At 60.9% G+C, this 12,665-nt stretch carries 9 protein-coding genes; 3 read left to right on the forward strand and 6 right to left on the reverse strand.

The genetic code is table 11. From position 1 onward, the window contains the following. Window positions 1–4: 4 nt before the first annotated feature. The 4 genes from AC1RT4_RS13910 to AC1RT4_RS13925 all read right to left on the reverse strand — a co-directional run bounded on the left by AC1RT4_RS13910 (window position 5) and on the right by AC1RT4_RS13925 (window position 4,771). Window positions 5–1,903: a hypothetical protein gene (locus tag AC1RT4_RS13910; protein ID WP_493085755.1), complete on the reverse strand. Its 1,899-nt coding sequence runs from the start codon at window positions 1,901–1,903 to the stop codon at window positions 5–7. Window positions 1,904–2,040: 137 nt separating this feature from the next. Then, window positions 2,041–3,387: an ATP-binding protein gene (locus AC1RT4_RS13915; RefSeq protein WP_493085757.1), complete on the reverse strand. Its 1,347-nt coding sequence runs from the start codon at window positions 3,385–3,387 to the stop codon at window positions 2,041–2,043. Further along, window positions 3,384–4,061 (reverse strand): response regulator transcription factor, encoded by a 678-nt coding sequence (locus AC1RT4_RS13920; RefSeq protein ID WP_007957754.1) that lies wholly within the window; start codon window positions 4,059–4,061, stop codon window positions 3,384–3,386. The genes AC1RT4_RS13915 and AC1RT4_RS13920 overlap by 4 nt, the downstream gene beginning before the upstream one ends. 104 nt (window positions 4,062–4,165) lie before the next feature. Further along, complete coding sequence (locus tag AC1RT4_RS13925) at window positions 4,166–4,771, reverse strand: hypothetical protein (protein ID WP_007957751.1); 606 nt, start codon at window positions 4,769–4,771, stop codon at window positions 4,166–4,168. 140 nt (window positions 4,772–4,911) lie between these two features. Here AC1RT4_RS13925 and AC1RT4_RS13930 point away from each other — a divergent pair, with 140 nt between their 5' ends. Further along, on the forward strand, window positions 4,912–5,703 hold the full coding sequence (locus AC1RT4_RS13930; protein WP_102688145.1) for a dienelactone hydrolase family protein: 792 nt from the start codon (window positions 4,912–4,914) through the stop codon (window positions 5,701–5,703). Between the two features lie 180 nt (window positions 5,704–5,883). Then, on the forward strand, window positions 5,884–6,609 hold the full coding sequence (locus tag AC1RT4_RS13935; RefSeq protein WP_493085760.1) for a 4'-phosphopantetheinyl transferase family protein: 726 nt from the start codon (window positions 5,884–5,886) through the stop codon (window positions 6,607–6,609). A gap of 6 nt (window positions 6,610–6,615) precedes the next feature. Here AC1RT4_RS13935 and AC1RT4_RS13940 read toward each other — a convergent pair whose 3' ends face one another. Both AC1RT4_RS13940 and AC1RT4_RS13945 read right to left on the reverse strand, forming a co-directional pair. Then, entirely contained in the window at window positions 6,616–8,226 is a 1,611-nt protein-coding gene (locus tag AC1RT4_RS13940) for an ATP-binding protein (RefSeq protein ID WP_011335503.1), read from the reverse strand. Next, on the reverse strand, window positions 8,223–8,945 hold the full coding sequence (locus AC1RT4_RS13945; RefSeq protein ID WP_273901749.1) for a response regulator: 723 nt from the start codon (window positions 8,943–8,945) through the stop codon (window positions 8,223–8,225). The genes AC1RT4_RS13940 and AC1RT4_RS13945 overlap by 4 nt, the downstream gene beginning before the upstream one ends. 735 nt (window positions 8,946–9,680) lie before the next feature. Between AC1RT4_RS13945 and AC1RT4_RS13950 the strand changes: the two genes are divergently transcribed. Further along, the gene (locus AC1RT4_RS13950; protein WP_096818053.1) at window positions 9,681–12,575 is read left to right on the forward strand and encodes a ribonucleoside-diphosphate reductase subunit alpha; all 2,895 of its coding nucleotides are present in this window, start codon (window positions 9,681–9,683) and stop codon (window positions 12,573–12,575) included. Window positions 12,576–12,665 lie beyond the last annotated feature (90 nt).

The raw sequence follows: 12,665 nt of genomic DNA on the forward strand, positions 1-12,665 counted from the left end.
AGCTTCAGGGCCAAAATGTAAATTTATCGAACCCACACCAGTCATTTCCCGTTGGGGAAAGTGTAATCAGGCTGATCCCGACTACTGAAAAATCCGTCATGAAGTAAATTGAACCGCTCGCTATGTGCGGAATTGGCCGCGTCCCCAGCTTTACGCCAGAGGCGTTGTAAAAGCTTACGGTGGCAGGTGCGCTGACAGACCCGCTGTAAAAGGTCACTCGAGAACAGGGCATTTTCAACCTGAGCTGGATTTGCACGGGGCTGGTATACGTAGTTTCTATACCGTAAGACGGCTGCAATGCCTGACCTCTGATCTCGCCCTGGTTAACACCAGCGGCGAACGCAATTCCAACCGGACCGGAACTTCCCCCTCCGAGATTGTAAATGTCGAAAAAAGGCGTGCCGGCAATACCACCAGGATTAAGGAACGCGGTGGGAACAGTCTCAAAATCCTCCACATGAATCTTGGTAAAACTCCGCGGCGCCGACACATTCCCACTCCCGTACAAGGCTTTGACCGTAAGCGAATGCGCACTGAAGGCCAGATTGGTCAGCGTAACCCTCCAAAGCCCGTTGATGACTTTTGCCGTACCCCTTGAAGTAGCGCCATCGAAAAGCTCTACATCCTTGCCTTCCTCCCCGGTTCCCACCACATTCGCCGTGATGTCAGCGGTTTCACCGCCATGGGAAATGACTTGTCCTTTTGTGTCCGTCACGGTGGTGATTGCAGCAGGCTCATCGACCAGCGGTTCGCCAATGACCTGTGCCGTGGCGACTTTCGAAAGGCCAATAACCTGGCCGCTCCTTTCTTGCTCGTACTCAACAGAGATCAGACCGCCCTTCAACACCTTCACGGCGGGAACCGTCGGCTCATATTGAAAAGGGACGCGGGAAACCAAAACCGTTTCATTGTGCGTCACTGCCGATCCGGTCGGAGGCACGCAGCGGTAGCTCATCAGGATTTTGTCACCCGGCTCCCAGGCAGGGCGGGTAACGTAAATCAGCGCAAAGAGAAAGTCCTGCAACTTGCGTAAGTCGACAGTCTCAGGGACATCATCGAGTTCTCGCGGGTCTTCACTCAAGATCGCGGGATCATAAATGTTGCGCTCGGTATCAACGTGCGCCTTGATCACCGCCGACCAACGCCGCTTGTCCGTCGGGTCATTGGTTTGCCTGACAACAGTGAAAGAAAACGGCATCGCCGGGTCACTGCCGACTTGCTCGAACATCGATCTCGTCATCGTGAACACATACGGCTGCCCTACTTGATTTGGTTGCAGAGTGAATGAAAACCGGGTGGTTTTGGCCTCCAGAGTGATCCTGTCGTAAGGCTCCATGAACGAATAAAACAGCGTAAGAGGTACACCCTTGTCGACTTCATCCTTGCCGAAAGAAGGGTTATCGCCGGCCTGGGGATCAAACTGGATGGACAGGGCCGGGTGCGGACCATTGCCTGGAACATCGTTGCCTCCCGGCAGTTCGCGGTAATACAGCGGCCAATGTTCCGTAGAAGGTCCGCTGTTGCCGCTGTCACGTTCCACTTCGTAAAAAAACACATGCACGCCGTTGGTCAGCAGCGACTGGAACACATAAAAAACGACCTGTTTGTTCGGATCTGTCGGATCGACAGGCCTGCGCTCGATCAATTGCGGCTGCGTGTCCGAAGGCCCTTTCATGTACAGCGCGATGTTCCGATAAGGCTCCGCAGGAGGATCCACGATCGCCTGTACTGCACCTTCACGACTGCCATCGCGTTTGGTAACAACAATGAAACTCGAATGGGGAAGCCCTTCCACCGGCACTCCGGACGGTGGCGGCGGGTTGACGATCATGTTTGGAGTAGCCCCGGCGAACCTCAACGGATAGAGAACCAGCACACCGGGAGTTGATTGCTGACCAGTCATGAATTGCTCTCCTCGAACAAGGGCTGGCGATCCAGCTCGCTTGTTGCGATCAAACACCTCAAGGCTGCGTTGCGGCTACTGTCAGAACTAACAGGTAAGAAGGTCTTTCAGACGAGCGGCGCTTCTATCCAACGCTTTCACGTCGCCGGAAAATGAATCCTGAACGCCGCCCCGCCCATCGGCGAATCCCCCAAGGTCAGCTTGGCGCTGTAGCTCTCGATGATGTCCTTGACCACTGCCAGCCCGATCCCCTGCCCCGGATGCTGGCGATCCAGGCGTTCGCCGCGTTCGAGAATCCGTGCGCGCTGATCCGGTGGTACGCCGGGGCCGTCGTCTTCGATGCACAGTTCGCTTCCGGAATGGCTTTCGCGCACGCTGATGCGCACTTCGCCCAGGCACAGGCGATAGGCGTTTTCCAGCAGGTTGCCCATCATTTCCAGCAAGGCGCCCTGCTCGATCGGCACGTAACAGTGCTCGGGCAGATCGAAGGCGACGCGCACGTGTTTGTCGCGGTAGACCTTGTCCAGCGTGTCGCACAGGCTTTGCAGCACCGGGCGCAGGCGCACCTGATGGCGCACCAGACCGCTTTTGCGCAGGCTGGCGCGTTGTAACTGGTAGCCGATCTGCTGGCTCATGCGTTCGATCTGGGTTTGCAGCACCCAGGCCTGATCGCGGTCTTCGGGGCGCTGGGCCATGTCTTCGCTGACGCCTTGCAACACCGCCAGCGGGGTTTTCAGGCTGTGGGCCAGATCGTCGAGGGAGTCGCGGTAACGGCTGCGCTGCTGGCGTTCGCTGTGCAGCAGGCGGTTGAGAGAACCGGTCAGGCGCAGCAGTTCGCGCGGGTGTTGTTCGCTGAGGCTTTCGAGGGTTCCGCCTTCGATTTCGTCGAGTTCCTGACTGAGCCGGCGCAAGGCTTTCAGGCCCCAGGTCAGGCCGATCCACAGCAGCGCGAGCAGCACCAGCAGCGCCGCGCCAAAACCGAGGTAGAGATTTTCCCGCAGACCTTCGAGGGTGGTTTCGTATTCGCGCACCGGTTGCAGGGCCACGATACTGAAGGCCGCGCTCTTGCCGCCGAGCAGTTTGACTTCGACGTCGTAGACGAAGAATTCCTGACCGTTGGCCTCGCGGATCCGCGCGAACTCGTTGCCGAGGCCGTCGTAGCGCGGCGTGTAGTTGATCTTCTCTTCCTGGGTGCCCTTCGAGCGCCAGACCAGATGCCCTTCGCGGTCATAGATGTAGCCGAGCAGGCGATTGTCCGTGAGGTTGAAGCGCTCGTCGGGCAACTGTGCCGGCATCATCAGGCGGTTGTTTTCAACCCGCGCGGCGGAGATCAGCGTGGTGACGTCGGACGCCAGCCGCTGCTCGATCGAGTCCTGCAGCGCCAGGCTGAACGCGCCCTGCATCGCCGGGAGCAACGCGAGCATGAACAACACCGCCAGGGTGGTGGCGGCGAGCATCAGCCGGACGCGAAGGGAACGGATCAAGTGCAGCGCTCATTGAACAGGTAGCCGAGGCCGCGCACGGTGTCGATCGGCTTGAATCCGGCCGGGCCTTCGAGCTTGCGGCGCAGACGGCCGACCAGCACTTCGATCACGTTCGGATCGCGCTCGTCGTCGTCCGGGTACAACTGCTCCATCAACCGATCCTTGGGCACCACTTGCTGGTGATGACGCATGAGGTATTCGAGGATCCGGTACTCGTAGGCGGTCAGCGCCAGCGGTTGCTCGTCGAGGGTCGCCTGCTTGCGATTGAGGTCCAGCAACAGCGGGCCGGCGACGATGGTCGACTGGGTGAAACCGCTGGAGCGGCGCAACAATGCATTGAGCCGCGCTTCGAGTTCTTCGAACTGGAACGGCTTGACCACGTAATCGTCGGCGCCGGCGGCCAGGCCTTCGACCTTGTCCTGCCAGTTGCCGCGCGCGGTGAGGATCAGGATCGGAAAGGTCTTGCCGCCCGAGCGCAACTGGCGGATCAGGTCGAGCCCGCCCATGCCCGGCAGGCCGAGGTCGATCACCGCCAGGTCAAAGTTGAATTGCCCGGTCTGGTACAACGCCTCTTCGGCGTTGGCCACGGACTCGACCACGTGACCGCTCTCCGTCAGGCGGGTTTGCAGGTGATGGCGCAACAGCGCTTCATCTTCGACGACCAACAGTTTCATGACGCTCTCCCGGGTAAATCGACAACTCCAAAGGCTTTCGCCTCACGTGGCTGCGCCGGGTCGCCCCTCGAAGGACGACCCGGCGCGGGCCTGACGCCAATCGCTTAGAAAGCGTAGTTGGCCGACAGGTAAGTCTGGGCGCTGCTAGTCAAATCCAGCGAGCCTTGCTTGCTGCCGCCGCTCTCTTTCATCTCGGTGCTGGCGTTGCTGCGCAGGTAACGGTAACCGAGTTCGACCGAGGTGTTCTGCGAGACTTGCTGCAGCACACCGAACTGGCCGCCGACGGCGTAACCGATGTCGCTGTCGCGACTGTAGCTCGGCGAATCCTGGGTCAACTTGGTCAGACCGGCCGTGGCGCCACCGAACAGCTTGGTGCTGCTACCCACCGGGTAGAACAGATCGTAGCTGCCCAGCAGGTTTTCCTGGCGCAGTTTAATGCCATTGTGCGAGCCGGACACGTTGTCGTAGGTGGCGTAGTAGCGACCCTGGCTGTTTTGCTGGCCCAGGCGCAGGCCGTAAGTGTTGTTGCCATCGATGGCCGCCGTGGCGTCCGGATGGCCGAGGTTGTCGTTCAGGGCGTTGGATTTCTTGATCTTGTCGCTGGTCTGGCCAAAGGTCAGGCCGGCGAAGTTGGTGGTGGTGTCGGCATGGGCGGCGATGCTTGCGCTCATGACGGTGAAAGCCAGCAGCAGTTTGTTCAAACGAGTCATTGAGTGTTCCTCAGTTGTGCTCTTCGGGTATGGCGCAAGGTTACTGACCCTCCCCTGTACCGCCCCTGAACGCTCTCTGAACCTCGCCTGAATGAAATGAACTAGGCTGTTTTGACCCTTTATTGTCAGGAGACCCGATCATGCGCCTGCTTCTAACCCTCGCCCTCCTTGTCTTCAGCGGCCTCAGCCAGGCTGCGATCAAGACCGAGGAAATTCCCTACCAGAGCGCCGACGGCACCAAGCTGATCGGTTACTACGCCTACGACGATGCGATCAAGGGCCCGCGCCCCGGCGTCGTGGTGGTGCATGAATGGTGGGGCCTGAACGACTACGCCAAGCGCCGCGCCCGGGATCTCGCCGGGCTCGGTTACAGCGCGCTGGCGATCGACATGTACGGTGAAGGCAAGAACACCGAGCACCCGAAAGACGCGATGGCGTTCATGCAAGCCGCCACGCAAAACGCCGATGCGGCCAGCAAGCGCTTTCAGGCCGGGCTGGATCTGTTGAAGAAACAGCCACAGACCGACAAGGATAAAATCGCCGCCATCGGTTACTGCTTCGGCGGTGGCGTGGTGCTGAATGCGGCACGTCAGGGTGTGCCGCTGGCCGGCGTGGTGAGTTTCCACGGTGCGTTGGCCACCAAGACGCCGGCTACGCCGGGCAGCGTGAAGGCGAAAGTCCTCGTCGAGCACGGCGCGCTGGACAGCATGGTCACGCCGGACAACGTCGCGGCGTTCAAGTCGGAAATGGACAAGGCCGGCGCCGACTATCAATTCGTCAGCCTCGACGGTGCCAAGCACGGGTTCAGCAATCCTGACGCGGATCGCTTGAGCCACGGCGATCACGGTGGCCCGGATATCGGCTACAACAAGGCCGCCGATGAAAAATCCTGGGCGGACATGCAGGCGTTCTTCAAGAAAATCTTCGGCTGAACCCGGCCGCCCCCAAACGCTGATCGTTCCCACGCTCCGCGTGGGAATGCATACAGTGACGCTCCGCGTCACACAGCGAAGGGACGCGGAGCGTCCCGGGCGGCATTCCCACGCGGAGCGTGGGAACGATCACTTCCTCTGCACTATCCAGCCCGAAGACAACCCGGCAAAATGCCCGACATGACTGCCAGCCCTTTCCTCCCCGCCTGCTGCACCCCGCTCGATGCCCATTGGCCGCTGCCGACGGTGTTGCCCGACACCGTGCTGCTGAGCACCCATTTCGATCCGTCGCAATTGCTCGGCGATGATTTCCGCCGCAGCGCCATCGAGCCGCCGCCGACCATTCAGCGTTCGGTGGCCAAGCGGCAGGCGGAATTCCTTGCCGGGCGGATTTGCGCCCGGGCGGCGTTGCAGCAGCTGGAAGGCACAAGCAGTGTTCCGGCGATCGGCGAGGATCGCGCGCCCATTTGGCCGGCGCACATCTGCGGCTCGATCACCCACAGCACCGGCCGCGCGGCGGCGATTGTCGCCAACAAACAGCACTGGCGCGGGCTGGGCATGGATCTTGAAAACCTGCTCAATGCCGAGCGCGCCGAGCGGCTGGCCGGAGAGATCCTGACCCCGCCGGAAATGCTGCGCATGGCCGCCGGCTCCCGGGATCAGATCGCGCTCTGGGTGACCCTGACCTTTTCGGTGAAAGAAAGCCTGTTCAAGGCGCTGTACCCGATCGTGCAGCAGCGCTTCTACTTCGAACATGCCGAGGTGCTGGAGTGGAATGAACAGGGTCAGGTGCGGTTGCGGCTGCTGACGGATCTGTCGAGTGAATGGCGCAACGGCACGGAGCTCGATGCGCAATTCGGCATGCAGGACGGGCAGTTGCTGAGCCTGGTCAGCATCCAGGCGTAAGCGGCTTCAGCGCCGCTCCTGATTCCTCGGCCAGCTCAGGCTGAAACACGCCCCACCCAGACTCTTGCTCTTGCCGATCAGCGCCCGGCCGTCGTGCCAGTGGATGATCCGCCGCACGATCGACAGGCCCAGCCCGTGTCCACCGGACGCCCGGGTGCGGCTGTCATCCAGGCGCAGGAACGGCGTGAAGATTTTCTCCCAGGCGGTTTCCGGCACACCGGGACCGTCGTCCTCGACATCCACCCGGCAACGCATCTGCCCGACCTGATAACTGACCGTGACCTTCGAACGCGCATGGCGCATGGCGTTGCTCACCAGATTCTGCAGGGCGCGGTGCAGATAACGCGGCTCGGCCTCGACCCAGGCGTCATCGCAATCCGCCGCCGACAGGCACAAGCCGCGCTGTACCGTGACCTCGGCACGCAGAGGCGCCAACTCTTCGATCACCTGATTGACCAGCGCATCAAGATCGATGCGCTGGAAGGTCAGCGCCGGCGAGCCCTGCTCCAGCCGGGCGTACGTGAGCATTTCGTCGACCAGCTTGTCGAGGTCCTCGATGTCGTGGTCCATGCCCTCGCGGTATTTTTCCAACGCCTGCGGGGTGGTGGCCGAGCCGATCATCTCCAGACCGAAACGCAGGCGTGCAACCGGTGTGCGCAGTTCGTGGGACACCGCGCGCACCAGTTCACGCTGGATCGCGAGCAACTGCTGCAAGTGCTCGGCCATGCCGTTGAACGCCGCCGCCAGCTTGCCCACCGAGTCGGCACCACGGGCCGGCACCCGGGTTTCCAGACTACCTTTGGCGATGCGCGTGGCGGCAGCTTCGAGCCCGCGCAAACGCCGTTCGAGCTGGCGCACCAATAGATAGACGATCAGGCCGATCAGGGTCAGGCCGAGGGCGGCGATCAAAACCAGCCATTCCGGCGGGTACGGGTTCATCTGATACAGCGGCCCGATTTCCAGCACCCACGGCGTGCCGACCATCCCGGCAAACACCCGGATCGAATCGCCGCCCTTGCCCAGCGCCATCACCGTATCGCCCTCGGACACCCGACGGCTCTGGTCTTCGTCCATGTCGGCATCGCTGACGGTGACCAGCCGTAAATCGAAGCCGAAGCCTTTGTCTTCCTTCAACTGCGCCAGCCGTTTGGGCTGCTCGCCCACCGGCACCCGCACCAGTTCATCGGCCAACAGGTAGATGGTCGCCCGGGCCAGTTGCTCGCTGATCTGCTGCACCTCGCCCACCAGCACCAGTTGATCCTTGTCGCTGACCAGTCGATAGACCTTGGCCGCGTGCGGGCCGGTCTGCTCGACCAGCGCCTGGCCGCGCTGCACCCGGGTGCGCTGGGTCAGGTCGAGGTCGGTCTGGGTGAAGGTCTTCAGCGCCAGCGGAATCCCGAGCAGCCGCTCCCACACCAGCAAGGCGCGATGGCGCTCGGTTTCGTTCATCGGTTGCAGGTTGTCGGCCATCAGCGAAAACGTGCCGTGGGCCAGACGCTCGCGGTATTGCTCGCTGCGTACCTGGTTGAGCAGGTGCAGCGCCAGCACACCGAGCACCGCCACCAGAATCAGTGCCGCGCACATGCCGCCATAGATGCGCAGGAAGATCGAATTCACAGCGGCAGTTCTACGCAGGCTTCCGGCACGAACAGATAACCTTTGCTGCGCACGGTCTTGATCAGGCGCGGGTGATCGGGGTCATCGCCGATCTTCGGGCGGATGCGCGAGATGCGCACATCGATCGAGCGGTCCTGGCCGTCGTAGCCGATGCCGCGCAATGCGGTGAAGATTTCTTCCCGTGACAGGATCCGTCCGGCGTTGGACACCAGCAGCCAGAGCAGATCGAATTCGGCGCTGGTCAGCTCGATGCCGCTGTCGCTGAGCCAGGCTTCGCGCAAGGCGTTGTCCACCACCAGCGGGCCGAATTGCAGCCGACGCGGATTGCCCGCCGGCGGCTCCGGTGTGTCACTGCGTCGCAGCAACGCCTGGATGCGCGCCAGCAACAGCCGCGGGCGCACCGGTTTGCAGACATAGTCGTCGGCACCGAGGTCGAGGCCGAGGATCTGGTCGGCATCGTCGGTGCGCGCGGTGAGCATCAGGATCGGCCCGTCGTAGCGATCACGCACCTTGCGGCAGATGCTCAGGCCGTCTTCGCCGGGGAGCATCAGGTCGAGGATTACCAGGTCCGGCTGTTCCTTGATGATCCGCGCCGCCGCCAATGCACCATTGCCTTCGATCTCCACGCGCAATCCGTTGGCTTGCAGGTATTCACGGGTCAGTTCGGCCAGACGCTGGTCGTCCTCGACTATCAATACCTGCCAGGCTTCTTGCTCCACGGGTGACCTCTGCTTGCCGATGCTGCTTATAAAGGAAGGATCCTCCCGTCTTTTTGTCATCTTTAAGGAGGATAAGAATGCGTGCGCATGGGCCGATTGTATAAACGGCGTACAGCCAGAACACAAGTCGGTAAATGCGTTCGGACAAGGCGGATTTTTGTGATAGGGTTCGCGCCCTCAAAATTCCGCCGCGGCATTTTTTTGCGGTGGAAAACAGTGACAAACGGTCTAGCTCAGCAGGTTCGCGGCCTACACGTGAATTCGACATTTCGCACACAATTTACGCACAGGGTTATCCACAGGCTGTCCGTTGCAATCCTCCCCCAAAACGCATTATCTTGTAGCCCGCGCTTGAAAAAACCCTACATGTAGGGGTTGAGGCCAAAAAACCAAACACAAACCGGACAGTGAATTCAAGGCTTTTTATTGCCATTGTCGGGTTGAACCAAACGTATTTTCAGAAGCCCAAACCGCGCCTGCGGATGGCTACCGTTTTTCAGCCGATCACGGCGTAAACGGTACGGGTGTTGCAGTCCGAAACTGCTCCCCGAATGGAATGCGGTTTCACGCGTATCGCGCGAACCGAAGACTTCGGCATGGAAGCGGCGCCCACAAGGCCCCCTTCCTGAACTGTCCCGAAGTCGTTACCCGGCAACTGCCGGTTGTAGTGCTTCAGGACGGAACGGTGGGCACCGTGATGGTGCCCAAACAAACATAGAGAACGTGGAGACACCCATGCAAACCGACACAACTCGCGAGAACCCGCAGGGCACCTTGCCGCAGGCCGCCGATTCGAATTCGGATCTGGCTGCCACCGCGCCTGGCCAACTGCGTGTGATCAAGCGTAATGGCACTGTCGTTCCTTACACCGATGACAAGATCACCGTCGCTATCACCAAAGCGTTTCTCGCAGTTGAAGGCGGCACCGCTGCCGCTTCGTCGCGAATCCACGACACCGTTGCCCGCCTGACCGAACAGGTCACCGCGACCTTCAAGCGTCGCATGCCATCGGGTGGCACCATCCACATCGAAGAAATCCAGGACCAGGTCGAACTGGCCCTGATGCGTGCCGGCGAGCAGAAAGTGGCTCGCGACTACGTGATCTACCGTGACGGTCGTTCGAAAGAACGCGCTGCACACGCTCCGGCCGAAGCCGCGGTCAACGCTCACCCGTCGATCCGCATCACCCGCGCCGACGGCAGCCTCGCGCCGCTGGACATGGGCCGCCTGAACACCATCGTCACCGAAGCCTGCGAAGGCCTGGCTGAAGTCGACGGCGATCTGATCCAGCGCGAAACCCTGAAAAACCTGTACGACGGCGTGGCCCTGAACGACGTCAACACCGCCCTGGTAATGACCGCGCGTACCCTGGTCGAGCGCGAGCCAAACTACTCGTTCGTGACCGCCCGCCTGCTGATGGACACCCTGCGTGCCGAAGGCCTGGGCTTCCTGGGCGTGGCCGAGAGCGCCACTCACCACGAAATGGCCGACCTGTACGCCAAGGCACTGCCGGCCTACGTCGCCAAAGGTATCGAGTTCGAACTGCTGAACCCTGTGCTGGCCTCCTTCGACCTGGAAAAACTGGGCAAGGCGATCAACCACGAGCGCGACCAGCAATTCACCTACCTGGGCCTGCAGACCCTGTACGACCGTTACTTCATCCACAAGGATGGCGTGCGTTTCGAACTGCCGCAGATCTTCTTCATGCGCGTGGCCATGGGCCTGGCGATCGAAGAGAAGCAGAAAGAAGACCGTGCGATCGAGTTCTACAACCTGCTGTCCTCGTTCGACTACATGGCTTCGACCCCGACCCTGTTCAACGCCGGTACCCTGCGTCCACAGCTGTCGAGCTGCTACCTGACCACCGTGCCGGATGACCTGTCGGGCATCTACCACGCGATCCACGACAACGCCATGCTGTCGAAATTCGCTGGCGGCCTGGGCAACGACTGGACTCCGGTTCGTGCACTGGGTTCGTACATCAAGGGCACCAACGGCAAGTCGCAAGGCGTGGTTCCGTTCCTGAAAGTGGTGAACGACACCGCCGTTGCCGTTAACCAGGGTGGCAAGCGCAAAGGCGCTGTCTGTGCCTACCTGGAAACCTGGCACATGGACATCGAGGAGTTCATCGAACTCCGCAAGAACACCGGTGATGACCGTCGTCGTACCCACGACATGAACACTGCCAACTGGATCCCTGACCTGTTCATGAAGCGCGTCTTCGATGACGGCAAGTGGACCCTGTTCTCGCCGTCCGAAGTACCGGACCTGCACGACCTGACCGGCAAGGCCTTCGAAGAGCGCTACGAGTACTACGAAGCCCTGACCGAGTACCCGGGCAAGGTCAAACTGTTCAAGACCATCCAGGCCAAAGACCTGTGGCGCAAGATGCTGTCGATGCTGTTCGAAACCGGCCACCCATGGCTGACTTTCAAAGACCCGTGCAACCTGCGTAGCCCGCAGCAGCACGTCGGCGTCGTTCACAGCTCGAACCTGTGCACCGAGATCACCTTGAACACCAACAAGGACGAGATCGCGGTCTGCAACCTGGGCTCGATCAACCTGCCGAACCACATCGTCGACGGCAAGCTGGACACCGCCAAGCTCAAGCGCACCATCGACGTCGCCGTGCGCATGCTCGACAACGTGATCGACATCAACTACTACTCGGTACCGCAGGCGAAGAACTCCAACTTCCGCCACCGTCCGGTCGGCCTGGGCATCATGGGCTTCCAGGACGCGCTGTACCTGCAGCACATCCCTTACGGTTCCGACGCTGCCGTCGAGTTCGCCGACAAGTCGATGGAAGCGGTCAGCTACTACGCGATCCAGGCGTCCTGCGACCTGGCCGACGAGCGCGGCTCGTACGAGACGTTCCAGGGTTCGCTGTGGTCCAAAGGCGTACTGCCGCTGGATTCGCAACAGATCCTGATCGAAGCACGTGGCCAGAAGTACATCGACGTAGACCTGACCGAGTCCCTGGACTGGGCACCGGTTCGCGCCCGTGTACAGAAAGGCATCCGTAACTCGAACATCATGGCCATCGCACCGACCGCCACCATCGCCAACATCACCGGCGTATCGCAGTCGATCGAACCGACCTACCAGAACCTGTATGTGAAATCGAACCTGTCGGGCGAATTCACCGTGATCAACCCGTACCTGGTTCGCGACCTGAAGGCTCGCGGTCTGTGGGACTCGGTCATGATCAACGACCTGAAGTACTACGACGGTTCGGTTCAGCAGATCGAGCGCATCCCGCAAGAACTCAAAGAGCTCTACGCGACCGCGTTCGAAGTGGACACCAAGTGGATCGTTGACGCCGCCAGCCGTCGTCAGAAGTGGATCGACCAGGCCCAGTCGCTGAACCTGTACATCGCCGGCGCATCGGGCAAGAAGCTGGACGTGACCTACCGCATGGCCTGGTACCGTGGTCTGAAAACCACCTACTACCTCCGTGCCCTGGCCGCGACCAGCACCGAGAAGTCGACCATCAACACCGGCAAGCTGAACGCTGTTTCCAGCGGCGGCAACCACGGTGACGATTCGGTCCTGGCAGCCCCTGCCGGCCCGGCTCCTGTGCCGAAGGCTTGCGCCATCGACGAGCCGGATTGCGAAGCTTGCCAATAAGCTGAGCTGAATCGGGCGTTGCGAAACGCCTGATCCGAGAAGCCCCCGACAGACTTCTGGTTTGTCGGGGGTTTTCTTTTGGCCGCAAGA

It is taken from the genome of Pseudomonas sp. GW821-FHT11D10 (genome assembly GCF_058808435.1).

Excerpts from the sequence above, each read along its gene's own strand:
- AC1RT4_RS13935 (WP_493085760.1), top strand. The coding sequence starts at position 5,884 with ATGACTGCCAGCCCTTTCCTCCCCGCCTGCTGCACCCCGCTCGATGCC.
- AC1RT4_RS13950 (WP_096818053.1), top strand. The coding sequence starts at position 9,681 with ATGCAAACCGACACAACTCGCGAGAACCCGCAGGGCACCTTGCCGCAG.
- AC1RT4_RS13910 (WP_493085755.1), bottom strand. The coding sequence starts at position 1,903 with ATGACTGGTCAGCAATCAACTCCCGGTGTGCTGGTTCTCTATCCGTTG.
- AC1RT4_RS13930 (WP_102688145.1), top strand. The coding sequence starts at position 4,912 with ATGCGCCTGCTTCTAACCCTCGCCCTCCTTGTCTTCAGCGGCCTCAGC.
- AC1RT4_RS13925 (WP_007957751.1), bottom strand. The coding sequence starts at position 4,771 with ATGACTCGTTTGAACAAACTGCTGCTGGCTTTCACCGTCATGAGCGCA.
- AC1RT4_RS13920 (WP_007957754.1), bottom strand. The coding sequence starts at position 4,061 with ATGAAACTGTTGGTCGTCGAAGATGAAGCGCTGTTGCGCCATCACCTG.